General features: G+C 61.3%; 22 protein-coding genes. 14 read left to right on the top strand and 8 right to left on the bottom strand.

Annotated features, from left to right (window positions below; genetic code table 11):
- The first annotated feature begins 60 nt into the window (after window positions 1-60).
- On the top strand, window positions 61-735 hold the full coding sequence (locus tag AC0V6X_RS03300) for a DUF2490 domain-containing protein (protein ID WP_486183172.1): 675 nt from the start codon (window positions 61-63) through the stop codon (window positions 733-735).
- A 6-nt stretch (window positions 736-741) separates the two neighbouring features.
- Here AC0V6X_RS03300 and AC0V6X_RS03295 read toward each other — a convergent pair whose 3' ends face one another.
- Entirely contained in the window at window positions 742-1,425 is a 684-nt protein-coding gene (locus AC0V6X_RS03295; RefSeq protein WP_486183171.1) for a DUF4197 family protein, read from the bottom strand.
- A gap of 44 nt (window positions 1,426-1,469) precedes the next feature.
- Here AC0V6X_RS03295 and AC0V6X_RS03290 point away from each other — a divergent pair, with 44 nt between their 5' ends.
- The 5 genes from AC0V6X_RS03290 to AC0V6X_RS03270 all read left to right on the top strand — a co-directional run bounded on the left by AC0V6X_RS03290 (window position 1,470) and on the right by AC0V6X_RS03270 (window position 7,137).
- On the top strand, window positions 1,470-3,647 hold the full coding sequence (locus AC0V6X_RS03290) for a primosomal protein N' (protein ID WP_486183170.1): 2,178 nt from the start codon (window positions 1,470-1,472) through the stop codon (window positions 3,645-3,647).
- A gap of 91 nt (window positions 3,648-3,738) precedes the next feature.
- A complete protein-coding gene (locus AC0V6X_RS03285; protein WP_486183169.1) occupies window positions 3,739-4,383 on the top strand; it encodes a hypothetical protein in 645 nt (214 codons plus the stop codon).
- A gap of 65 nt (window positions 4,384-4,448) precedes the next feature.
- Window positions 4,449-6,020, top strand: coding sequence for a cryptochrome/photolyase family protein (locus AC0V6X_RS03280; protein WP_486183168.1), 1,572 nt, complete (start codon window positions 4,449-4,451; stop codon window positions 6,018-6,020).
- 17 nt (window positions 6,021-6,037) lie between these two features.
- Window positions 6,038-6,670: a glutathione S-transferase family protein gene (locus AC0V6X_RS03275; RefSeq protein ID WP_486183167.1), complete on the top strand. Its 633-nt coding sequence runs from the start codon at window positions 6,038-6,040 to the stop codon at window positions 6,668-6,670.
- Between the two features lie 14 nt (window positions 6,671-6,684).
- Window positions 6,685-7,137, top strand: a complete 453-nt coding sequence (locus tag AC0V6X_RS03270; protein ID WP_486183166.1) for a hypothetical protein — start codon at window positions 6,685-6,687, stop codon at window positions 7,135-7,137.
- Here the strand turns inward: AC0V6X_RS03270 and AC0V6X_RS03265 are convergent.
- From AC0V6X_RS03265 to ada, 5 genes are all read right to left on the bottom strand, one after another.
- Window positions 7,134-8,192 (bottom strand): serine hydrolase domain-containing protein, encoded by a 1,059-nt coding sequence (locus AC0V6X_RS03265; protein WP_486183165.1) that lies wholly within the window; start codon window positions 8,190-8,192, stop codon window positions 7,134-7,136. The genes AC0V6X_RS03270 and AC0V6X_RS03265 overlap by 4 nt on opposite strands.
- Window positions 8,193-8,281: 89 nt before the next feature.
- Window positions 8,282-8,662 carry a nuclear transport factor 2 family protein gene (locus AC0V6X_RS03260; protein ID WP_486183164.1) on the bottom strand — a complete coding sequence of 127 codons (381 nt, stop codon included), beginning with the start codon at window positions 8,660-8,662 and terminating at the stop codon, window positions 8,282-8,284.
- A gap of 23 nt (window positions 8,663-8,685) precedes the next feature.
- Window positions 8,686-9,483 (bottom strand): acyl-CoA thioesterase, encoded by a 798-nt coding sequence (locus AC0V6X_RS03255; protein WP_486183163.1) that lies wholly within the window; start codon window positions 9,481-9,483, stop codon window positions 8,686-8,688.
- Window positions 9,484-9,577: 94 nt separating this feature from the next.
- Window positions 9,578-10,321, bottom strand: coding sequence for an isocitrate lyase/PEP mutase family protein (locus AC0V6X_RS03250; RefSeq protein ID WP_486183162.1), 744 nt, complete (start codon window positions 10,319-10,321; stop codon window positions 9,578-9,580).
- Between the two features lie 2 nt (window positions 10,322-10,323).
- A complete protein-coding gene (gene ada, locus AC0V6X_RS03245; protein ID WP_486183161.1) occupies window positions 10,324-11,376 on the bottom strand; it encodes a bifunctional DNA-binding transcriptional regulator/O6-methylguanine-DNA methyltransferase Ada in 1,053 nt (350 codons plus the stop codon).
- 81 nt (window positions 11,377-11,457) lie between these two features.
- Between ada and AC0V6X_RS03240 the strand changes: the two genes are divergently transcribed.
- Entirely contained in the window at window positions 11,458-13,065 is a 1,608-nt protein-coding gene (locus tag AC0V6X_RS03240) for a S1 family peptidase (protein WP_486183160.1), read from the top strand.
- Between the two features lie 33 nt (window positions 13,066-13,098).
- On the opposite strand, the gene AC0V6X_RS03235 is transcribed toward AC0V6X_RS03240, so the two are convergent.
- On the bottom strand, window positions 13,099-13,926 hold the full coding sequence (locus tag AC0V6X_RS03235) for a TauD/TfdA dioxygenase family protein (RefSeq protein ID WP_486183159.1): 828 nt from the start codon (window positions 13,924-13,926) through the stop codon (window positions 13,099-13,101).
- A gap of 251 nt (window positions 13,927-14,177) precedes the next feature.
- Here AC0V6X_RS03235 and AC0V6X_RS03230 point away from each other — a divergent pair, with 251 nt between their 5' ends.
- The 6 genes from AC0V6X_RS03230 to AC0V6X_RS03205 are packed head-to-tail and all read left to right on the top strand — an operon-like array spanning window position 14,178 to window position 19,088.
- Window positions 14,178-14,732 carry a F0F1 ATP synthase subunit delta gene (locus AC0V6X_RS03230; protein ID WP_486183158.1) on the top strand — a complete coding sequence of 185 codons (555 nt, stop codon included), beginning with the start codon at window positions 14,178-14,180 and terminating at the stop codon, window positions 14,730-14,732.
- Window positions 14,733-14,744: 12 nt separating this feature from the next.
- Window positions 14,745-16,274, top strand: a complete 1,530-nt coding sequence (atpA, locus tag AC0V6X_RS03225) for a F0F1 ATP synthase subunit alpha (RefSeq protein WP_486183157.1) — start codon at window positions 14,745-14,747, stop codon at window positions 16,272-16,274.
- A gap of 14 nt (window positions 16,275-16,288) precedes the next feature.
- Entirely contained in the window at window positions 16,289-17,158 is an 870-nt protein-coding gene (locus AC0V6X_RS03220) for a F0F1 ATP synthase subunit gamma (RefSeq protein WP_486183156.1), read from the top strand.
- Window positions 17,159-17,180: 22 nt separating this feature from the next.
- A complete protein-coding gene (atpD, locus tag AC0V6X_RS03215; RefSeq protein ID WP_486183155.1) occupies window positions 17,181-18,638 on the top strand; it encodes a F0F1 ATP synthase subunit beta in 1,458 nt (485 codons plus the stop codon).
- 5 nt (window positions 18,639-18,643) lie between these two features.
- Entirely contained in the window at window positions 18,644-18,826 is a 183-nt protein-coding gene (locus tag AC0V6X_RS03210; RefSeq protein ID WP_486183154.1) for a glutathione S-transferase, read from the top strand.
- 4 nt (window positions 18,827-18,830) lie between these two features.
- Window positions 18,831-19,088 (top strand): ATP synthase F1 subunit epsilon, encoded by a 258-nt coding sequence (locus tag AC0V6X_RS03205; RefSeq protein WP_486183153.1) that lies wholly within the window; start codon window positions 18,831-18,833, stop codon window positions 19,086-19,088.
- A gap of 4 nt (window positions 19,089-19,092) precedes the next feature.
- Here AC0V6X_RS03205 and AC0V6X_RS03200 read toward each other — a convergent pair whose 3' ends face one another.
- Entirely contained in the window at window positions 19,093-19,770 is a 678-nt protein-coding gene (locus AC0V6X_RS03200) for a methyl-accepting chemotaxis protein (protein WP_486183152.1), read from the bottom strand.
- A gap of 206 nt (window positions 19,771-19,976) precedes the next feature.
- On the opposite strand from AC0V6X_RS03200, the gene AC0V6X_RS03195 reads away from it, so the two are divergent.
- On the top strand, window positions 19,977-22,094 hold the full coding sequence (locus tag AC0V6X_RS03195) for a prolyl oligopeptidase family serine peptidase (RefSeq protein ID WP_486183151.1): 2,118 nt from the start codon (window positions 19,977-19,979) through the stop codon (window positions 22,092-22,094).
- The last annotated feature ends 37 nt before the right edge of the window (window positions 22,095-22,131 follow it).

Below are 22,131 nucleotides of genomic sequence, written 5' to 3'. Positions count from 1 at the left end.
TGCTAGTCGGCTCGCCTTTCCCGGAGTGCTGTTGCGCTCAACACATCAAAGGCCAATTCCATGATGAAGAAGCTCGCCCTCACCCTAGCCGCTGCCGGTGCTGCTATGTCTGCGTCCCCTGCCATGGCGGAGGATGATTTCAACATCTGGGGTGGGCAGTTCATCTTCATCGACCTCGACGAAGACGGCGACACGATCCTGCGGTTGGAAGCGCAAGAGCGTTTCACCAACGATGCGGATCGCCTCGGCCAGCTGCTGCTGCGTTCTTACATCGGCACCAATGTGGCGGACGGCGTGCGCGTGGGCGGTGGCTATGCTTTCATCCTGACCGACCCCATTGGCCCGGTCGAAGTGAACGAGCACCGCCTCTACCAAGAGGTGACGGTCACTCTCATCAACGAAGGCGGCACTCGGCTGACCAGCCGTAACCGTTTGGAGCAACGCTTCTTTGAAGAGAGCGACGCGACCGGATGGCGCTATCGCAACCAGCTGCAACTGACGACGCCGATCTCCGAGAACAACAATCTGGTGCTCTACACAGAGCCGTTCATTGGCCTCAACGACGTGGCCTTCAACCGTGAAGGCGTGGCCGTGTGGCGGAACTTTGTGGGCGTGTCGGTGCCGGTCGCAGAAGGAGTGACCTTCACGCCCGGCTATCTCAACCAGAATGTCTTTCGCGACGGTGAGGACCGGATGGACCACATCGTCAATCTGGGCGTGACCGCGCGCTTCTAAGCCGACCTAGAGCCGAGAGCCAACCCCGAACGCGCCAATCAAAACAGGGTCGTTCGTGGCTTCAGGATTGGCGCGGATTGCCGACTCTTCGCGTGCAATCTCGCCCCACACAGCATCGTCGATAGTTCCTGCAAGCTGCGTGGCCATGCCGCCAATATCGGTGCCTGTCGCCGCGCTGAGCAATTGGCCAACCAACGGGTCTTGAGCGACGCGGATCGCATCGCCCAATTCTGGCACCATCGCATTGACAAGGCCGCTTCCGATCTCGCCGCGCAGGGCATCGCTGGCCGCGGTCGGGCCTCCGCGCACCAGCGCCAAGGCGTTCTCCCAGCCGATCGTCTCGACCGCATCGCGCACGATGGGCGCCGCGACAAAAGAGCCTTCGACCGCGATATCGGCAAACACATCCTCAAGCCGGTCAGTGACGAGGCTGGAGGTTAGAATGCTGCCCAGCACATCGCCTCTGGTTCCCAGCAAATTGCCAAGGCCGAGCCGTGCTACCTGTTCGTCCCAGAAGCCACCCTGCTCAGTCAGGCGCGCAAACGCACCATCGCTGGCGCGCAGGAGCAATCTGCGGATCACCTCGGTCATGCTGAGCTGAGGGAAGCCGGTTACGCAGCCGGGTAAGGTCAGCAGTGCGCCTCCCGCCATAGCTGTGCCCAATAGGTTGCGTCTGTTGATTGCGTTCATATCCCTCACTCCGGTGCTTGTTTTGCCGGTCTAACTCCTCCCATATGAAGCGCAAGATGAACCGCGTCCGCCTCCTTGTCCTGAATGCTGCGCTCGGCCCGCTTGATTACAAGTTGGCGGAGGGGATGAAGGTCGTGCCGGGAAGCGTCGTCTCCGCGCCTTTGGGGCCGCGAACCGTGACGGGCGTTGTGTGGGACGAAGGGCGCTTGCCGGGGGCGGAGGTCGATGCCTCCAAACTGCGCGCGCTGCGAGAGGTGGTCGATGTGCCGCCTTTGTCCGAGCCTCTCAGACGCCTGATTGAGTGGACGGCCGAGTATTACTGCGCGCCCCTCGCCAGTGTCGCGCGCATGGTGCTTTCGAGCGGAGGCGCGCTTGGCGGGCCTACCACCACGACCGAATACCGCCTATCCGGTGGAGCGCCGGAACGCATGACCCCGCAACGCCAAGCGGCCATCGAAGCGCTTGACGGTGAGCAGGCGACCATCCGAGAGCTGGCGGGGATTGCAGGCGTCTCCGAAGGGGTCTTGCGCGGCCTCGTCAATCAAGGCGTGATTGAGCCGGTCAGCGTCGCCATCGACCGCCCCTACCCGCCCGCCGATCCCGACCATCACCAGCCCGCCCTGTCAGACGATCAAATGCGCGTCGCCAAGGCACTGGTGACGGCGGTGGAGGCGCGCAAGTTTGAACCCTTCCTGCTCGACGGGGTCACTGGTTCCGGCAAGACGGAAACCTATTTCGAACCTGTCGCCGAAGCCTTGCGTATGGGGCGGCAGGTGCTGGTGCTCCTGCCTGAAATCGCGCTTACCGAGAATTTCCTTGCGCGGTTTGAGGATCGCTTTGGAGCCGCGCCCGTCCAGTGGCACTCCTCCTTGAAATCAACCGAGCGCAGGCGGGCATGGCGCGCTATATCCGAAGGGTCCGCGCAAGTCGTGGTGGGCGCGCGCTCGGCCCTTTTCCTGCCCTATGCCGACCTCGGCCTGATCGTCGTCGACGAAGCGCATGAGATCAGCTTCAAGCAGGATGACGGCGTGCGCTACAATGCCCGCGACGTGTCGGTGATGCGCGCGCGGTTCGAGCAGATCCCGGTGGTCCTCGCCAGCGCAACGCCCGCGCTCGAAAGCCTGCACATGGCCAACACCGGCACCTACACCAAGCTGGAATTGCCGAGCCGGTTCGGTGGTGCGCAGCTGCCGGACATCAAGCTGATCGACCTCACCATAGACAAACCGGGCGCGGGTCGCTGGCTGGCTGAACCGCTGGTCGAGGCGCTCGAAGACCGGCTGGAGAAAGGCGAGCAATCGCTCCTGTTTCTCAACCGCCGCGGCTATGCGCCGCTCACTTTGTGCCGCAATTGCGGACACCGGTTCCAATGCCCCAATTGCAGCGCTTGGCTGGTCGAGCATCGCCTATCCTCGCGCCTCGCCTGCCACCATTGCGGGTTCGAGGGGCAAGTGCCGCAGGAATGCCCCGATTGCGGAGAGGCGGACTGTCTCGTCGCCTGCGGACCCGGCGTGGAGCGGATCGCAGACGAAGTAGCCGAGCGCTTCCCAGAAGCCCGCGTGGCCGTCGCCACCTCCGACACGCTCGGCTCCCCCGAACGCGCCGCGCATTTCCTCGCCGAAGTGCAAGCCAAGGCGATCGATGTGATCGTCGGCACGCAATTGGTGACCAAAGGCTTCCACTTTCCCGAGCTGACACTGGTGGGCGTGGTCGATGCGGACCTCGGCCTTGAAGGGGGAGACCTGCGCGCCGCCGAGCGTACCTACCAACAGGTCGCTCAGGTCGCAGGGAGAGCGGGACGCGGAGCCAAACCGGGCGAAGTCTTCATCCAAACCCGCCACACACAGGCCGCCGTCATCGCCGCCCTCGCCGATGGAGACCGCGACGCCTTTTACGAAGCGGAGACCGAAGCTCGGCGCGATGCAGGCGCGCCTCCGTTCGGGCGCTGGGCCTCGATCATCCTCTCTAGCGAAGACGAGAAGGAAGCGCGCGAGGCAGCCAATATCCTTGGCCACAACCGCCCGCATGTGAACGATCTGATGATCCTCGGCCCTGCGCCCGCTCCCATGGCGCTGCTGCGAAACCGCTACCGCTACCGCTTCCTGATCAACGCGCGGCGCAGTGCGAATCTGCAAAAGGTGCTGCGCGATTGGCTGGCCGCTCAAGATTTCGCCCCCGGAGTGCGCATCGGCGTCGATATCGACCCCTACAGCTTCGTGTGAACGCGCCCTTCGAGTGCGCGCGCCCTTAAGGCAATTCTTACCATTGGCTGTTTAGGCCCTTCCCCGTGCAGATTTCCTAGGGGAGCGACCAATGAAGCATCGCGCCATTTTCACCGCAGCCGCCCTCGCATTGGTGGGCAGCGCCGCCATGGCTCAAGACGCCGTGAGCGAGCCCGTAGCCGCGTCCGAAGCGGAAGACTCCGCATCAAGCACCCCGCAAGTCGCCCCAAAATCCACCATCGTCCAAGATGACCGCGTGCAGGCCGTAGGATCGGGCGTCACCACATGGTACGCGCTGATCGCCGTCGCGCAGGTCAAAGGCCCCAATGGCTGCATCGACCACTTCTACAAACTCAGCACCGCCGAACCGATTGTCTTCGAAGGGCCAGACACACTCACCGCCTATCACGCCGATGAGGTGGTGGCGCAGTGGATGATGCATCTGCACGGCCATTCGCCAAGCGCCTGGGCCTGGTTCAACGGCCCTGAGGGACATCAAAGCCCGCAAGTCTATTTCCGCAACAGCGCCGAGGAAGCCCTGCAAGCCTTTCGCGCCGATGGCCACTTGTCGCGCAACCGGTCCTGCTACGGTGAGACGCTGGTGAAAGTGGGCCCGGGACAGTTCGAGTTTGAACCGCCCGTCAGCTTTGCCGAGACCGATTTTGGCGTTCTCCCGCCCCCTCCCTCAGACGCCGTGGTGCTCCGGGAAGTCCCAGAGATACCGGGCGCCGAATAGGCAGAGCCATCACGTAAAACGCACGCGGTTCGGCACCCTTTTGGCATCCCGTGCGTATCTTGCGCATGGCTTCAAAATCTTGCGTTCTTGTGCCCGTTTTGGGCGACCAACTGACCCGCACCCTCGCCTCAATCAAAGGCTGCACCAAAGACGACACCGTCATCCTGATGATGGAGGTCTGGGACGAGGCGACCTACGTCAAACACCACCAGCAAAAGATCGCGCTGATCTTTTCCGCCATGCGCCATTTTGCAGCTGAGCTGCGCGCAGATGGGTGGAGCGTCGACTATATAAAGCTCGACGATGAGGGCAATTCAGGGGATTTCACGGGCGAGGTTGCACGCGCGGTCGAACGCCACGATCCGCGCTCCATCCGCGTGGTCGAAGCGGGCGAATGGCGGGTGCAGCAAGCGCTTGAGCAATGGCCAGACAAATTCGCCTGCGACGTAGAAATCCTCGCCGATGACCGCTTCGTGTGCTCACATGCCGAGTTCGATCAGTGGGCTGAGGGCCGCAAGGCGCTGACCATGGAGCATTTCTACCGCGAGATGCGCAAGAAGACCGGCCTACTTATGGACGGCGATGGGAAGCCTATCGGCGGCAAATGGAACTATGACGCCGAAAACCGCGAGAGCATGGACGGGGATGACCTGTTCATTCCCAAGCGCCCGAAATTCGAGCCCGACGACATCACTCAGGAAGTCTTAGACCTGGTCGAGGCGAAATTCGGCGATCACTTCGGCGCGCTCACTCCGTTCGAATGGCCAGTGACAGCGGATGAGGCCGAGAAGGCCGCCGACGCCTTCTTCACGACAAGGATCGAGAATTTCGGCCCCTATCAGGATGCGATGGTGTTCGGGTCGGACGACCTTTATCACTCGATGCTCTCGACCAGCATCAATCTCGGCCTGCTCGATCCAATCAAGCTGTGCGAGCGTGCGCAGAAGGCATATGAGGACGGCAAGGCCCCGCTCAATTCGGTCGAGGGTTTCATCCGTCAGATTATCGGCTGGCGCGAATATGTGCGCGGCTTTTACTGGCATTTTATGCCCGGCCTCGCCGACGCCAATGAGCTGGATGCGACGCGCCCCTTGCCCGAGTTCTTCTGGACCGGTGAGACCGATATGCGGTGCCTGTCCGATTGCATCCGCTCCACGCATGAGAACGCCCACGCGCACCACATCCAGCGGCTGATGGTGCTCGGCAATTTCTGTCTGCTCGCAGGGATCGATCCCAAGGCGGTGCAGGACTGGTACTTGGCCGTCTATGCCGACGCCTATGAATGGGTCGAGCTGCCCAATGTGTCGGGCATGATCCTCTATGCCGATGGGGGCAAACTCGCGACCAAGCCCTATGCGGCCTCAGGCAATTACATCAACAAGATGTCCGACTACTGCAAGGATTGCGCCTACTCCGTGTCCAAGAAAACCGGCGAAGGTGCCTGCCCCTTCAATCCGCTCTATTGGCACTTCATGGACCGCCACCGCGATCGGCTGTCCAGCAACCACCGCATAGGCCGCATCTTTACAACCTGGGACCGAATGGGCGATGAAAAGAAGGGCGAGTATCTGGAGAGCGCGGAAAAATTCCTCGACACGCTGGAGCCAGCCCGCGAAGGATGGGCGCGCAATTCATAACAGGAGTTTTCCCGAGCATGCTCACCGTCCACCACCTGCGGATCTCGCAATCCGAACGCATCGTCTGGCTGTGTGAGGAGCTGGGCCTCGAATACGATTTGAAACTCTACAACCGCGACCCCGAAACGCGTCTCGCCCCGCCAGAGCTGAAGGCGCTGCACCCAATGGAGATTGCCCCGGTCATCACGGATGGCGACCTTGTGCTGGGTGAGAGCGGCGCGATCATGGACTATATCGTGGGCAAATACGCGCCTGACACACCCCTGGTCCCCGGCCCCGACAGCCCGGATTTCGCGCAGCATCTCTACTGGTATCACTTCGCCAATGCGACGCTGATGACCAACGGGATGATGAGCATCGCGGTGGGTGCCGTGGGCGCGGAAATGCCCCCTCCCCTCGCCAAGCGCATCACCAACGCCTGGGCGCATATCGAGAAAGCATTGGGTGAGACCGACTATTTCGGCGGCGCGAATTTCTCGACCGCAGACATCATGCTCGGCTTCTCGCTAACGACGGCGCGCGCGTTCAACGACATGAGCATCGACCACATGCCGAACCTGAAAGCGTATCTGCACAGGATCGGCTCGCGTGAGGCCTACCAGCGAGCAATCGCCAAGGCCGAGCCAGGCTTCCCGCCTAAGCTGGATTGAGAGAGGAAATAATTATGCCCCTAGAAATAGTTGATGACTTCGCCGCGATCACCCACCCGCTGGGCGATTTTGAGTTTCACCGGCTCTATCTTGTGAAACACGCACCGCTCCTGATGTGTGCGGTGGTCGAGCATGACCGAGGGTTGGATGAACGAACACAGCAAGCCAAAGCCAAATCGGCCGGGGTCCGAGCCCTCAGCGACGCGCTTCGGGCCGCCATTCTGGATGGATCAGACAGCGACGAGATCAGCGTCTACGTAATCGCCTGGGGCAATCCCAACATGACGTCTGTTTTTGCCCGCACGGCAAATGGCGCAGGCGGTTGGCGGCCCGAAACGCCCCAAAGCCCGGTCGGTTTGAAAGAGGTTGTGCCGATGGAAGATGAAGCTCTCGCCCAGCACGCCTCGCGGATCACTCAGGCTCTGTTGGCAGCGGATGTGCCCTTCACACCCGTAAAGGAAGCCTAGTCCTCCAAGACCGCCCAAACCTCGCTAACCATGTCATCGACATAGATCGAGGATGAATTGTCGAGCAGGATGACGACGTCGCCATCGGCTCCGTCGTCTTCGAAGCCCAGATAGGTCCGCGCGCCGAGCCAGCCGCCATTGTGAGAAACGATGGCACCGGTGCGGCCCAGGCCGAAGTAGTAGTCGTCGCCCAGTCCTCTGCCGGTCGCGCGATCCTTCAGTTCGGCCGAGAGCAAGCGGTCATCGCGCCAGAAGCGCGCCCAGTTTGCCAGGTCGTCCACGGTTGAGAAGACCGCTCCATCACCCGCCACACCGTCCAGATTTGTCGGAACCATCTTGCCGTCTTCGTTGAAGCTGGTGGCGCGGGCGGCGAAGTCATCACCGCTCACAAGGTTCCAAACGCGGGTCTTCTCCATGCCGAGTGGCGTGAGGATTTCTTCAGCGAGATAGGTCTCGAACATTTTGCCCGTCTTGCGTTCGACGAGCCCTGCAAGGAACACGTAAGCAGTGTTGTTGTACGCGAATTCTGAGGGGGCCACAGCGCTTTCGACTGTCTCGCAGACGCCGTAGAACACCGCTGATATTGTCGTAACCTGCGCAGGGTCTGCCTTCTCGAAGTAATTGTCCTCAACGCCCGAAATGTGGCGCAGCAAATGTGCCGGAGTGGCTTGCATGGGGCAGTTCTCAATCTGCTCACCAACCGGCTTATCTAGGTCCAACAGGCCGTCTTGCGCCAGCTTCAGGATCGCGGCAGCGGTGAAGCTTTTCGAGACCGAGGCGAGGCGGAATTGCGAGTCCGGTGTCAGAGCGCGGCCATCGCCGTCCACTCCCCACGCCTTACGGACAATGACTTCGCCATCATGGATGACCAACGCCGCGCCGTTGAACTGCGGTCGGCGAGATTCGTGGCGGGCATCGAACCATGCCTCAAGCTCAGGCCCAAGATCGGAGGAACTCGCGGCGACAGCAGGCACTTGGGTCATCCAAAGCGCCCAGGCAAACAGGCCTGTGGCCAGAATGACGAGGCCTCCCAACCCGTAAGCTGCAATGCGCATCGTTCTCTCCTCTTTATACAGCAGGACCAAGGGGTAAGCGGCCATAGCCTTGCGTCAACACAGATGCCTCGACGCTCGTCGAAAAGGCCTTATCCGGCGAGCGCCTTCGCCAGCCCCGCCGCGCCCGCGCTGTCGAGATATTCGCGGATCGCGGTGATCTGCCCGCCTTCGACCGTGCCGACCACGCAGAGCCGAAGGTTGATCTGATCCCCATCGGGCAAAGTGCCGCGCACTGTATGCTCTTCGACAAAGCCGCTGGAAGTCGCCTCGCACACGCAATCTTCGTAGCGGAAATCGGGCACCTTGGCCCGCACCGCCGCAGTGAAGCCCAGCACGGTCGCACGGTCCATAGCCGGGCCGCCATTCTGGGAGCCTGCGAAATCGTCGGAGAGCAGCGCGCCGGCCGCCTCTAAGTCGCCGCTTTGGAAGGCGTTGAACAAGGCGCGGGCGATTTGTGCGTTGTCGGTCATGGTGTCCCCTGTCCTAAGTGGGATCAGTAAAACGCCATCTGGTTCGAAATCGCAAGCAGGCGTTTGTCCGGCGACCAGATGCGCGTTGTCGCGGAGAAGCGGCCGCTAAAGACGCGGTCGCTGGTCGCCTCGATCAGCAGAAAGTCATTGCCAATCGCGCCCAAGTCCTCGGCCGAGCAGAACACCTGCAAGTCGTACTGCACCGTCGCGCCGAAACGTGGGGTCGGATCGAGGAAAAAGGTGCGCGGCATGGGCGTATCGGAGACCGCGAGCAGCGCCTTCGCATCCCATGGCCGCTCGGCTGCATCGCGCACCCAAAAGGCGGAGTGCGGGCGCTCCTGCGCGGAGAATGGTTGGCCCAAAGCCACGCGCTGATCGTACCGGCTCAGGAACTTTGGCCCCGGCGTGTCAGGCAATCGCGGGGCATCTTCAGGAGCCTCCACATCGGGAAAGTCGCAGGCGTAATCGAGCGGCTTTTCCTTCATGCTGGAGAAGACATAATCCGCTGCAAAAATCGGCGCATCGGGCGCGTCTACGGCGGTGAACTCAGTGCGAAAAAACGAGGTCCGCCGCCCCTCCCGCATGGTGCGCAGATCGATGTTGATCGGAGCCTGAGGGAGCGGCTTCATAAAACTCGCCGTCGCGCCTGTAAGCATCCCCTCCTGAGGCTTCGCCGCCTGCACCGCAGAATAGCCCAGAGCGAGCGCCCAACCACCAAAGGCCGACTGGAAATTCCAATAGGCCGCCCCGCCAGAGGATTGCAGCGTGGTGTCGGAAATCGCGGTCAGCTTGGTTGCAGTGTCGAGCGGAAATTCAGGCATACAGGATCGTCCAGCTGAGGCAGGATACAGAAGCGCATCCGAATAACTGAACGTATCAGTTCATTTTCGTTCCCGGACAAGCCAAGACACTAGCCTAGCCAAACGCCTCCCGCGCCCCCTCCGTCACTGCCGCCATCGCGTCGCGCCAGGGGCCGGGGCCGTAGCTGATCCGCGCGACGCCCAGCTTGGCTAGCTCTGCGTTGCCGGCCATGCCGGGTAGGCGCATGACGTTGACTGGCAGGGGTGATCGCTCGCAAAGGTCCGCGATCAGGTCCGCTGCGCTGAGGCCGGGTACGAACAGGCTCCCTGCTCCGGCGCTCGCATAGACCTCTGCCCGCTCAAGCGCGGCTCCCACTAGCTCACCAGTATTCGGATCCTCGCCGCGCATCAGAGGCGACAGGAACAGGTCGGTGCGCGCATTGACGAACAGGCCCGCATTGCTGAGCGCCGCTATCCTCTCACCCTGCTCCGCCGGATCGCGGAGTGCATCGCCGTCAAGCAACCGATCCTCCAGATTGCAGCCGATTGCACCGGCCTCTAGCAGCGCCTCGGCATTTGCCTTCAGCGTGTTGAGGTCATCGGCATAGCCTGTCTCCACATCAACGCTGATTGGTAGATCGGTGACGCTGCGGATTTGGCGCACGGTGCGCAACAAGTCGGCAAAGGCAATCGCCTCGCCATCGTCGAACCCTTGCGCTCCGGCGAGCGAGAGGCTGCCTGTTGCGATTACACTGGCGCCCGCCTGCGCCACCGCCTTTGCGCTGCCAGCGTCCCAGACATTGAACAACACCAAGGGTGCGCTGCTGATGTGCAGCGCTGCAAAATCGTCTCTTGTCATGATTATTCTCGGCCTTCGCGTTTCAGAAGTTCGGCCTTGATTTCAGGCCCGTAAGCATAGCCGCCCACGCCGCCACTGGCTGGCACGACCCGGTGGCACGGGATCAGGACGGCGATGTTGTTCGCGCCGTTCGCGCTGCCGACCGCGCGGCTGGCTTTGGGGTTTCCGAGCATCGCGGCCTGCTCGCCGTAGGAACGGGTTTCTCCGGGAGGGATTTGGCGCAAAGCCTCCCAGCAACGTTGCTGGAACGCGGTGCCCTTCACATCCAGCGGGATATGCGAATTGTCGCTACCCGGCTGCTCGACTGCGGCGACAACAGAATCGAACAGTGCCTTGAAGTCCTCCCCAGCCTCGCGCAATTCCGCCTTGGGAAAGCGGGCGCGCAATTCCTCTTCGCCCTCGTCAAAGGAGAGGGTGCACACGCCTTTGTCGGTCGCGGCGACCAGCATCTCTCCAAGCGAGGTCGCGATGACCTTCCAATGCACGGTCCGCCCTGCGCCGCCGCTGCTCCAATCGCTTGCCGTCATGCCGAGCTTGTCCTTCGTGTTGTCGTAAAAGCGCGAGGGCGAGGAATAGCCCGCATCATACAGCGCCTGCGTGACGCTCGCACCCTCTTCCAGAGCGGACTTGACCCGCTCCTCTTGCAAAGCGCGTGCAAAGGCGGCGGGGGACAGGCCCACGGTGCGTTTGAACAGGCGCTGGAAATGGGTCGGTGAGTAACCGGTGAGATCGCCCAGCTCGTCTAGAGTCATCGCGCCCTTTCCTTCCTCCACAGAGGCACGGATGGCGGCGATGGCGGCCAGCACACAGGCTTCCTCCGCGCTCTGGGTGTTGGGGGAGCAGCGTTTGCATGGCCTGAGGCCCGCCGCCTCCGCATCCGCCGCATTGGCGTAGAAGCGCACATTCTTGCGCAAGGGTTTGCGCGCTGGGCACGACGGGCGGCAGTAAATGCCGGTCGAATGCACGCCGGTGAGGAACGCCCCGTCAAAACGGCGGTCTTTGGCGAGAACCGCCCGCCAGGAGTCTTCATCTGAGATGTCGGTCAAGTTCGTCATGCCCGTCCCTATGCTCACCGCCGGACATAAGCGCATCCCGAAGCTTGCGGTCAATGTCAGCAGCGTCATAAGGGGCAGGTGATGACATGTCTCTCCCGCCTTTGGATCGCGCTTATTGCGCTGGTATTGATCCCCACTCCTGCCCTGGCTGACCCGGGCGATATTGACGCAGCTGCACGTGGGGTCGTGCGCGTCGTGCTGATCGACAGCAGCGGGGATGAGGTTATCCCCATCACGCATGGGAGCGGCTTTGCGGTTACGCCAACGCGGATCGTGACCAACGCCCACGTGATCCGCGAGGCGCTGCTCGACGACACGCTTCGCATCGGGATCGTGCCCAGTGAAGGCGATGCAGCGACCTTTGCGAGCGCCGTTGCAGTCAGTCCGCGCAATGACTTGGCGTTGCTGGAGATCACCGACGGTTCCCTGCGCCTGCCCCCGCTAACGCTGGCGGGCGGTGCGGTGAGCAATTTGGGCGAGGTCTCTGCCGTCGGCTACCCCATGAACGTCGATTTGGCCCAAGGGTTGGAGATGCGCGACATCTTCCGCGCGCAGCCGCCGGTGAAAAGCCGCGGGTTCCTATCAGGAGAGCGCCCCAGCCGTCAGTTCGATACGATCCTCCACACAGCCCCCATTGCGCGCGGCAATTCGGGCGGGCCACTGCTCGATGGCTGCGGGCGGGTGCTGGGCGTCAATTCCTTCGGTGCGGATTCGGATGGTTCGGATGCGGAGTTTTACTTCGCCGTGTCCTTGCGAGAGCTGCTCCCCTTCCTGCGCGAAAACGGGGTGGAAACCTCGGTCAATGCCCTGCCCTGCCGCTCTATTGATGAGCTGAACGCAGCCGAACGCGCGCGCTTCGATGCGCAGCGGGCGGAGGCCAAAGCAAGGCAAGAGGCGCGCGAGGCGGAACTGCGTGAAAAGCGGGCGGCAGCGATGACGCAGGCCCAGATCGAAGTGATGGAAGAACGTGAGAATGCGATGGCGCTCGCCATGATCCTGCTGCTGATCGGGATCGGCGCTGGCTATGTCGCAGCACAATGCCGGGCCGGGATCGCTGACCGACCGGAGCTGCGCAACCGAGCCATCATCGCAGCGGGCGTTGCGGGCGCGGCGGTGATCGCCGCAGCGCTCGTCTGGATCACGCGGCCCAGCTATTCCGAGGTGGAAGAGCGCGTTGCGGTCCTACTAGGCGAGGTTGCAGACCCCGATGCCCCTCCCCCGCCCGGAGAGCCAGCGGGCGACGGTACGCTGATCTGCACGCTTGTGCCTGAACGCAGCCGAGTGACAGGCGCGCGCACCGATGACGTTGAGTTCGACTGGGCCGCCAATGGCTGCGTCAACGAACGCACGCAGTATGGCCTCGTCTCAGGCGAGTGGACGCGGGTCTTTGTGCCGGGCGATGAAGCGGCGGTCTCCGTCAGCGTCTACGACCCCGAAACGCGCACCTTCCGCACGGATCGGTACTTGCTGAGCCGCGACGCCATGGAGGCAGCACGCGAGGCGCGCGGCCAATACACCCCGCCCGCTTGCGGTGTGACCGATGCCGCGCGGACACTGGGCGATCAGCAATCCGCGCTGTTGGCGCAACTCCCCGACCGCCCGAACGAACGGCTGGTCTATTCCTGCGAGACGAAGCGGGTGACACCCGTGCAGGCGGCGTTTGATGCGGAGTTTGGTGACGGGGAGTAGGCTGACACCTACCCTTGAGTGACGTGAGCCGTGTCAGGCCGCCAGCGCGTCGCCGCTCAGAGTGATGCGGTGCATTTCGCGATAGTGGCCTTGATAGTCGTTGATCGCGTTGTGCCACGTCGTGCGGTTGTCCCAGATTGCAATCGTTCCCGGCTTCCACTGCAAGCGGCACTGATTGTCATCAGTCAGCGCGGCGTCGAGCAGCTTTTGCAGCAGCGGCATGCTCTCTTCACGGGTCTGGCCGACGAAATTGATCGTGAAGCCGCCATTGACATAGAGCATCTTTCGGCCCGTCTGCGGGTGGCGGATGACGACCGGGTGTACGGCACCCGTTTTGAGGTCCTGACCACGCAGGCTCTTGCCCATGTCGGTCTGCGCGTAGAGGCCGTCTTCTTTATAGACGTGATCGGCGGTGTGGAACGCCTCCAGCCCTTCGATCTCGGCTTTGATGTCATCGGGCAGAGCATCATAGGCAGCGCCCATATGCGCCCACATCGTGTCGCCGCCTGATGGGGGCAGATGGCGCGCGACCAGCACCGATCCCATCGCCGGGATCTGGTCATAGGAATGGTCAGTGTGCCACGCCCCGCCAATATTGGTCTGCTGGTCCGGCTCTTTCTTGACGATAGCGATTTCGTTGTAATCGTCTTGCAGCGGGAAATAGTTGTTCACATCGATCCCGCCCCAGCGGCGGCCAAAGGTGATGTGATCTTCCGGAGTGAACTCCTGATCGCGGAAGACTGCCACTCCGTGTTCATAAATGGCCTGCTTGACCGCATCCATTTCGCCATCGCTGCATGCAGCGAGTGTAATTCCAGATACTTCGACCCCACATTTGGGCGCCATCGGTGTCAGTTGCATCTCTCTATTCCCATTGCTTACTTACCGTTCGGTCAGGGCATAGCCGATTTCGCTTGAATGTGCAAGCATGCGCAAGACTCTTCGCAACCCCGCTTGCATCCTTTCACCCCCTTTGCTAGGCGCGCGCCAGCTTTGGGATCAGGCCCGTTTCCGCCCCTTTTTTCTAAGGGAGATTCGGTTCTCTCATGAGACTGGCCCCGCCCCGATAAGCTGAACGTATTTTTTCTTTCCTCAAAGAGGACACAAAGCGCGTGGAAACTTCCGCCGGTATTCAGGCTAGCCTTGCTGGGCGTTACGCCTCGGCCTTGTTCGATTTGGCCAGCGAAAACGGAACCGTGACAGCGGTAGAGGGCGACCTCGAATCGCTCGGCGCTGCTCTGGCCGAGTCCGCTGAGCTTGTGGCTGCAACCACCAACCCCGAACTCTCGCGCGCTCAACAGGCTGACGCGGTTGCGGCGGTGGCGAAGCATCTCGAGCTGTCGGACCTCACCGCCAAGTTTCTCGGCGTGCTCGCAGGCAATCGTCGCCTGTCGAAGCTGCCCGACATGATCACAGCGTTCAAAACCATCGCCGCCACGCAGCGCGGTGAAGTCAGCGCGAATGTCACCAGCGCTCACCCGCTCAGCGATGCGCAGCTCTCAACGCTGAAAGACAAGCTTACCGCCCGCCAGGGGCGCACTGTCATGCTTACATCTGACGTCGATCCCGACCTTTTGGGCGGCATGGTCGTCACCATTGGATCGCAGCGCATCGACGCCTCGATCCGCACCCGTTTGAATTCACTATCGCAGGCCATGAAGGCTTAAAGGACTACACACATGGAAATCCGCGCCGCAGAAATCTCCAAGGTCATCAAAGACCAGATCGCCAATTTCGGTACCGAAGCTGAAGTCAGCGAAGTTGGCACCGTGCTGAGTGTGGGTGACGGGATCGCCCGCATCCACGGCCTCGACAAGGTGCAAGCTGGTGAGATGGTCGAATTCGCCAACGGCGTTCAGGGCATGGCTCTGAACCTCGAAGCTGACAATGTCGGCGTCGTGATCTTCGGCTCTGATGCCGAGATCAAGGAAGGCGACACCGTCAAGCGGACTGAGACCATTGTGGACGTTCCCGTCGGCAAGGGTCTGCTGGGCCGCGTGGTTGACGCTCTGGGTAATCCGATCGACGGCAAGGGCCCGATCACTGATGTGACCCGTCAGCGCGTCGAAGTGAAAGCGCCAGGCATCATCCCGCGCGAATCGGTTAGCGAGCCGGTGCAGACGGGCCTCAAAGCGGTTGACGCTCTGGTCCCGGTTGGCCGTGGCCAGCGCGAGCTGATCATTGGTGACCGTCAGACCGGTAAGACCGCTGTCGCGATTGACACCTTCATCAACCAGAAGGGCGTCAATGCGGGCGACGACGAAGGCAAGAAGCTTTACTGCGTCTATGTCGCCGTTGGCCAAAAGCGTTCGACCGTTGCTCAGATCGTGAAGCAGCTCGAAGAGAACGGCGCGATGGAATATTCCATTGTTGTCGCCGCGACCGCTTCGGAGCCTGCTCCGCTTCAGTACCTTGCGCCCTACACTGGCTGCGCCATGGGTGAGTTTTTCCGCGACAATGGCATGCACGCCGTGATCGTTTACGACGACCTTTCAAAGCAAGCTGTTGCCTATCGTCAGATGTCGCTGCTGCTGCGTCGTCCTCCGGGCCGTGAAGCCTATCCGGGTGACGTGTTCTACCTCCACAGCCGCCTGCTTGAGCGTGCGGCTAAGATGAACAAGTCCGAAGGTGGCGGCTCGCTGACCGCGCTTCCGATCATTGAAACGCAGGCAGGCGACGTGTCGGCCTACATTCCGACCAACGTGATCTCGATCACCGACGGCCAGATCTTCCTCGAAACCGACCTGTTCTACCAGGGCATCCGTCCCGCGATTAACGTGGGTCTGTCGGTTAGCCGTGTGGGCGGTGCTGCCCAGACCAAGGCGATGAAGAAGGTCTCTGGCTCGATGAAGCTCGACCTTGCACAATATCGTGAGATGGCAGCGTTTGCGCAGTTCGGCTCGGACCTCGACGCCGCGACGCAGAAACTGCTCAACCGCGGTGCGCGCCTGACTGAGCTGCTGAAGCAGAAGCAGTTCAACCCGATGCCGTTTGAAGAGCAGACCGTGTCGATCTTTGCCGGGACCAACGGCTTCATCGACAGCATCGCGGTCGAGCGCGTGGGCGAGTATGAAGAGCAAATGCTTGCCTTCTTCCGCTCAGAGCATGCCGATGTGCTCTCCGCGATCCGCGACAGCGGCAAGTTCGAAGACGACACCAAGGCCAGCGTGGTCGCGGGTCTTGAAGCCTTCGCCAAGCAGTTCGCATAAGGGGTTAGCGGCAGATGCCCTCACTCAAGGAACTCAAGGATCGAATCGGGTCGGTTAAGTCGACTCAGAAGATCACCAAGGCGAAGCAAATGGTCGCCGCGGCGAAGCTGCGCCGTGCGCAGGCTGCTGCCGAAGCCGGACGTCCCTATGCGGAGCGTCTGGGTGCGGTGATGGCCTCGCTCGCTGGCAAAGTCTCGGGCGATAGCGCGCCAAAGCTGCTCGCTGGCACCGGATCGGACAAGCGCAACCTGCTGGTTGTCGTCAACACCGACAAAGGCCTGTGCGGCGGTCTCAACTCCAACATCGTCAAGGCTGCCAAAGCCAAGGCGGAGGCGCTGCTCGCAGAAGGTAAAGAGGTGGACTTCTACCTCGTCGGCAAGAAAGGCCGTGCCCCTCTGAAGCGCGACTATGCTGACAAGATTGGCGGCGGCTTCGACACCTCAACCGTCAAAACGCCCGGTTTCGAAGAAGCCGACGCGATTGCGGCTGAGCTGGTCGAGCTGTTCGAAGGCGGCATGTTTGATGTTGCTCACCTGATCTACCCGACCTTTAAGTCGGCACTCGCTCAGGAACCCACCGTCAACCAGCTGATCCCAGTCCCCTCGCCCGAGGCCACCGACGACAGCGGCGCTGTGGTCGAATATGAGCCGGGCGAAGAGGAAATCCTCGAAGAGCTGCTGCCGCGTTACGTGAAGACGCAGATCTTCGGCGCTCTGCTTGAGCGTGAGGCTTCGGAGCAAGGCGCTTCGATGACCGCCATGGACAACGCAACGCGCAACGCAGGCGACCTCATCAACAAGCTGACGATCCAATACAACCGCAGCCGCCAGGCCGCGATTACGACTGAACTCATCGAGATTATTGCTGGCGCTGAAGCGCTGTAATTTAAGGCTAAGGACAAACGAAATGGCCACCGCACCCGTACTCAACCAGACCACTAACGGCACGATCAGCCAGGTCATCGGCGCTGTCGTCGACGTGCAGTTCCCCGGCGAACTGCCCGCCATTCTGACCGCGCTTGAGACTAAGAATGACGGCAAGACGCTCGTCCTCGAAGTTGCTCAGCACCTTGGCGAGAACACCGTTCGCACCATCGCTATGGACGCGACCGAAGGCCTTGTTCGCGGCAATGAAGTGATCAACACCGGCAAGCAGATCTCTGTCCCGGTTGGTCCGAAGACACTCGGCCGCATCATGAACGTGGTTGGCGAAGCCATTGACGAGCGTGGCCCGATTGGCGCGGACAGCACCGCTCCGATCCACGCTGATGCGCCTGCCTTTGTCGACCAGTCGACTGACGCGGCTATTCTCGTGACCGGTATTAAGGTCATCGACCTCCTCGCCCCTTACGCGAAGGGCGGTAAGATCGGCCTGTTCGGCGGCGCTGGCGTGGGCAAGACCGTGCTCATTCAGGAACTCATCAACAACATCGCAAAGGGCCACGGCGGTGTGTCCGTGTTTGCAGGCGTTGGTGAGCGTACCCGTGAGGGTAACGACCTTTATCACGAATTCCTCGACGCAGGCGTTATCGCCAAGGACGAAGACGGTAACGCGATCAGCGAAGGCTCCAAAGTGGCGCTGGTCTTCGGCCAGATGAACGAGCCTCCCGGTGCGCGCGCACGTGTTGCTCTGTCGGGTCTGACCATGGCAGAATACTTCCGCGACCAGGAAGGTCAGGACGTTCTGTTCTTCGTCGACAACATCTTCCGCTTCACCCAAGCCGGTTCGGAAGTGTCGGCGCTGCTCGGCCGTATTCCTTCGGCAGTGGGCTATCAGCCGACGCTCTCTACCGACATGGGTAACCTGCAAGAGCGTATTACCTCGACCAACAAGGGGTCGATCACCTCGGTCCAGGCCATCTACGTTCCCGCGGATGACTTGACCGACCCTGCGCCTGCAACCTCGTTTGCTCACTTGGACGCGACCACCACGCTGTCGCGCGCTATCTCTGAGCTGGGTATCTACCCGGCCGTGGACCCGCTGGACTCGACCAGCCGCGTTCTCGAGCCTGCCGTTGTCGGCCAAGAGCACTACGACACGGCGCGCCGCGTTCAGGAAACGCTGCAGAAGTACAAGTCGCTGCAAGACATCATCGCCATTCTCGGCATGGACGAGCTTTCCGAAGAAGATAAGCTGACCGTTGCCCGTGCGCGTAAGATCCAGAAGTTCCTCTCGCAGCCGTTCCACGTGGCAGAGGTCTTCACCAACATTCCGGGCCTGTTCGTGCAGCTGGAAGACACGGTGAAGTCGTTCAAGGCGGTTGTGGACGGTGAATACGATCACCTCCCCGAAGCGGCCTTCTACATGGTCGGCGGCATCGACATGGTGGTCGAGAAAGCCGCCAAGCTGGCTGAGGAAGACTAATAGAGATGTCGGATAGGCTCGACCTCAAGGACTGCACCAACGCGGTGTGTCCTTGGTCGGGCGATCCGGTCTCTGCGGACAGTCTGACACTGTATCGCGGCAAGGTTGTGGGCTTTTGCAACCCGGGCTGCCGCGACAAATTTGAGAAAGCCACTTCCGCTTTTGACGCGGCTTTGGATGGAAACTGAAACAATGGCACTGCACTTTGAACTCGTAACCCCGGCCAAGCAGGTCCTCTCGCAGGACGTGTACATGGTCGTCGTACCCGGAACTGAGGGTGAGTTCGGCGTGCTCGAAGGCCACGCGCCTTTCATGAGCACGATCCGCGATGGGGCGGTGCAGGTCTACAAGACCGAAGGCGGCGAGCCGGAAGTCATCGAAGTGCGCGGCGGCTTTGCCGAAGTTGGCGATGCTGGGCTGACCGTGCTGGCGGAGCACGTCGAAGCCTAATCTCTCAGGCCGCGTCCAGCTCCTGCGCGGCGATCAATTCCTCGGCAAATTGTGTGGCGGAGCGCGTGTCGTCAGCGAGCTTTTTGACTTCGCTTGCAACAACCTCAAAGCCACGTCCATTCTCCCCCGCTTTCGCCGCCTCAATCGTGGCGTTCAAGGCCAGCACGTGGGTTTGGTCGGCGATTTCGTCGATTGAGCGCACAACACCGCTCACCTTGGACAGCAAATCCTCTAGCGCCTGACGCTCTTTGGACAGATTCTGGCGCAGTGTTTCGCTCTCGCTCAGCTGCTTTTTGACCTGCTTGCGCAGTTTGACCTGTTCTGTCGCGTTGCTGGCGACTTTCAGGATTCGATCTGGGTTCCCGTCTTCGTCATAAGCGACGCTGTAGATCGCCTTGATATAGATGTCGTCTCCCGCGCGGTTACGGCGCAGATAGGTTCCCTCAACCCAGCCCGCTTTGATCAAGTCGGGGATGAAATTGGCGTATTCTTCGCTCTCTGCAATCTCGTCAGAACAGAACATCCGATGCATCTGGCCGACCACCTCGTCGAGGGCGTATCCCATCTCGTTCAAGAATTTGTCGTTAGCCCACAGGACACGGCCCTCAATGTCCATCTGGATCATGAGCCTTGATCGGCAAACCATGTCCCATGTGGCCTGAATGAATTTGGGGTCTGTCATGGAGGGTATCCTTCGTCAGCAGGATTGCGCCATCGCGGTTGAGATGAGCGAAAGGCGATCCTGTGTGTTTGTCCGTAGAGCGCACCGCTTCCCCCTTCACAAGCGCACCATTCCGCGCCACAACCGGCTGCAACATTTCCCCCTTTAGGAGAGGACGTTTGAAACTTGTCTCTACCCGCGCAATCGCTCTTTCGCTGGCCGCTATCATGACTGTTAGCACAACCACTTCTGCCGTCGCCGATGGCCACGCCGAAGACACCGCTGAAATGGATGACGGCATCCCCGGCCCGGACCAAGACCCCTATATCTGGCTCGAAGAAGCCCGCAGCGACGAGGCGCTTGCCTGGGTCGAAAAGGAAAACGAGCGGACCCTTGGCGTGCTCGAAGAAGACGCGCGCTTTGAAACGCTGAAAAGCGAAGCGCTCGCCATCTTTGACAGCGAAGACCGCATCCCCTTCGTCAGCTTCCGCCCCGATGGCCTGTACAATTTCTGGCAGGACAAGGAGAATCCCAAGGGCCTGCTGCGTCGCACGACAATCGAAAGCTACACCACCGACAATCCTGAGTGGGAAACGGTGCTCGACATTGATGCGCTGGCGGCTGAGGAAGGGCGCGAGTGGGTCTATAAAGGTTCCACCTGCCTGCCGCCTGATCTCAACAAGTGCATGATCGCGCTCTCCGATGGCGGCGAAGACGCAACCATCATGCGCGAATTTGACATGGCAACCGGCACCTTCGTCGAAGGCGGTTTCGAACTGCCTGAGAAGAGCCAGGGCGGCGTGCAGTGGGTTGATGAAAACACGCTGATGGTCAGCCGCGACTTTGGCGAAGGCTCGCTCACCGACAGCGAATATCCGCTCTCCACCCGCGTCTGGGTGCGCGGCACGGACATTGCCGATTCCAAGGAAATCTTCCGCGGGGAAACAAGCGATGTCTGGTCCGGTGCCAGCCTTGTGCGGGACAATACGGGCGAAATCCACGCCACAACCGCCTTCCGCGCGGTGAGCTTTCACGAGACCGAGTATTTCTGGCTCAACCCGGAGAACTTTGAGTGGGTGAAGCTCGACATTCCGCTCAAGGCATCGCCCTATGGCATCGTCGACGGGCACATGCTGATGACCACCGATGTGGATTGGGAGACGCAGGGCCAGACCTTCCCCGCCGACAGCCTCATCGCGATGGACCTTGAAGAATGGAAGGCCGATCCGAATGCGGCGGCCAAGACCCTCGTCTGGGCTCCGGGTGACCGCCAGACCAAGCGCGGCGGCGCAATCACCGCAGGCGCGCTCTATGTCGGTCTGCTCGACAATGTCGTTGGCAAGGTGCTGAAGTTCAACTTCGTAGACGGGGCGTGGACCAGTGAGGAGGTCGACCTTCCTGACAACGCCACTGTGGGCATCGCGGCGAGCTCTTCAGAGAGTGAGCAGATCATGTTCACCGTCACCGATTTCCTCAACCCGACGACGCTCTACTATTCGGAAGCTGGCGAAGCGCCGCAAGTGCTCAAGACCTCGCCGGCGCGCTTTGACGCGGCCGGTATGGAGGTTGAGCAGCACGAGGCGACCAGCGCCGATGGGACCAAAATCCCCTACTTCATCGTCAAGCCTGCAGGGATGGAGCTGAATGGTGAGACGGCGGTGCTCATGACCGGCTATGGAGGCTTCCAGATCCCGCGCCTGCCCGGCTATCTCGGCTCGACCGGCAAGATGTGGCTGGAGCGCGGTGGGGCCTACGTCCTGGCTAACCTGCGCGGCGGGGGCGAGTTTGGCCCCGGCTGGCACCAGACCGCGATCCGCGAGAACAAGCAGCGCACATGGGACGACTTCATCGCTGTGGGTGAGGATCTGGTGGAGCGTGGCTATACCTCGCCAGAACATCTCGGCATTCAGGGCGGCTCGCAAGGCGGCCTGCTGGTCGGCACGGCCTTCACCCAGCGCCCTGACCTGTTTGGCGCGGCGATCGTCCAGATCCCGCTGTTCGACATGCTGCGCTTTCACGTCATCGGACGCGGCGCTTCATGGATCGGCGAATATGGCGACCCGCGCATCCCAGAGCAGCGCGAATGGATTGAGGGCTACTCGCCCTACCAGATGATCGTGCCCGATGCGGATTATCCCACGCCCTTCCTGTGGGCCTCGACCGCTGATGACCGCACCCACCCCGCTCACGCCCGTAAAGGCGCGGCGCGGTTGGCAGAGCAAGGCCACGATTACTTCTATTTCGAAGATACGGTCGGTGGCCACTCAGGCGGCGTAGACAACGAACAGCGCGCTAAGATTCAAGCGCTGCAATATGTCTATCTGATGCGTCAGCTGATGGACTGATCGCAGGGCTGTGAGCCCCGACTCAGACGCGAATTTG

The sequence above is a fragment of the Erythrobacter sp. S267 genome, assembly GCF_057365045.1.
Note: the sequence above shows the minus strand (reverse complement) of the source record. Positions and strands in the feature narration are given on the sequence as shown.

Coding starts and splice junctions, on each gene's coding strand:
- AC0V6X_RS03300 (WP_486183172.1), top strand. CDS start 61: ATGATGAAGAAGCTCGCCCTCACCCTAGCCGCTGCCGGTGCTGCTATG.
- AC0V6X_RS03295 (WP_486183171.1), bottom strand. CDS start 1,425: ATGAACGCAATCAACAGACGCAACCTATTGGGCACAGCTATGGCGGGA.
- AC0V6X_RS03290 (WP_486183170.1), top strand. CDS start 1,470: ATGAAGCGCAAGATGAACCGCGTCCGCCTCCTTGTCCTGAATGCTGCG.
- AC0V6X_RS03285 (WP_486183169.1), top strand. CDS start 3,739: ATGAAGCATCGCGCCATTTTCACCGCAGCCGCCCTCGCATTGGTGGGC.
- AC0V6X_RS03280 (WP_486183168.1), top strand. CDS start 4,449: ATGGCTTCAAAATCTTGCGTTCTTGTGCCCGTTTTGGGCGACCAACTG.
- AC0V6X_RS03275 (WP_486183167.1), top strand. CDS start 6,038: ATGCTCACCGTCCACCACCTGCGGATCTCGCAATCCGAACGCATCGTC.
- AC0V6X_RS03270 (WP_486183166.1), top strand. CDS start 6,685: ATGCCCCTAGAAATAGTTGATGACTTCGCCGCGATCACCCACCCGCTG.
- AC0V6X_RS03265 (WP_486183165.1), bottom strand. CDS start 8,192: ATGCGCATTGCAGCTTACGGGTTGGGAGGCCTCGTCATTCTGGCCACA.
- AC0V6X_RS03260 (WP_486183164.1), bottom strand. CDS start 8,662: ATGACCGACAACGCACAAATCGCCCGCGCCTTGTTCAACGCCTTCCAA.
- AC0V6X_RS03255 (WP_486183163.1), bottom strand. CDS start 9,483: ATGCCTGAATTTCCGCTCGACACTGCAACCAAGCTGACCGCGATTTCC.
- AC0V6X_RS03250 (WP_486183162.1), bottom strand. CDS start 10,321: ATGACAAGAGACGATTTTGCAGCGCTGCACATCAGCAGCGCACCCTTG.
- ada (WP_486183161.1), bottom strand. CDS start 11,376: ATGACGAACTTGACCGACATCTCAGATGAAGACTCCTGGCGGGCGGTT.
- AC0V6X_RS03240 (WP_486183160.1), top strand. CDS start 11,458: ATGACATGTCTCTCCCGCCTTTGGATCGCGCTTATTGCGCTGGTATTG.
- AC0V6X_RS03235 (WP_486183159.1), bottom strand. CDS start 13,926: ATGCAACTGACACCGATGGCGCCCAAATGTGGGGTCGAAGTATCTGGA.
- atpA (WP_486183157.1), top strand. CDS start 14,745: ATGGAAATCCGCGCCGCAGAAATCTCCAAGGTCATCAAAGACCAGATC.
- AC0V6X_RS03220 (WP_486183156.1), top strand. CDS start 16,289: ATGCCCTCACTCAAGGAACTCAAGGATCGAATCGGGTCGGTTAAGTCG.
- atpD (WP_486183155.1), top strand. CDS start 17,181: ATGGCCACCGCACCCGTACTCAACCAGACCACTAACGGCACGATCAGC.
- AC0V6X_RS03210 (WP_486183154.1), top strand. CDS start 18,644: ATGTCGGATAGGCTCGACCTCAAGGACTGCACCAACGCGGTGTGTCCT.
- AC0V6X_RS03205 (WP_486183153.1), top strand. CDS start 18,831: ATGGCACTGCACTTTGAACTCGTAACCCCGGCCAAGCAGGTCCTCTCG.
- AC0V6X_RS03200 (WP_486183152.1), bottom strand. CDS start 19,770: ATGACAGACCCCAAATTCATTCAGGCCACATGGGACATGGTTTGCCGA.
- AC0V6X_RS03195 (WP_486183151.1), top strand. CDS start 19,977: ATGACTGTTAGCACAACCACTTCTGCCGTCGCCGATGGCCACGCCGAA.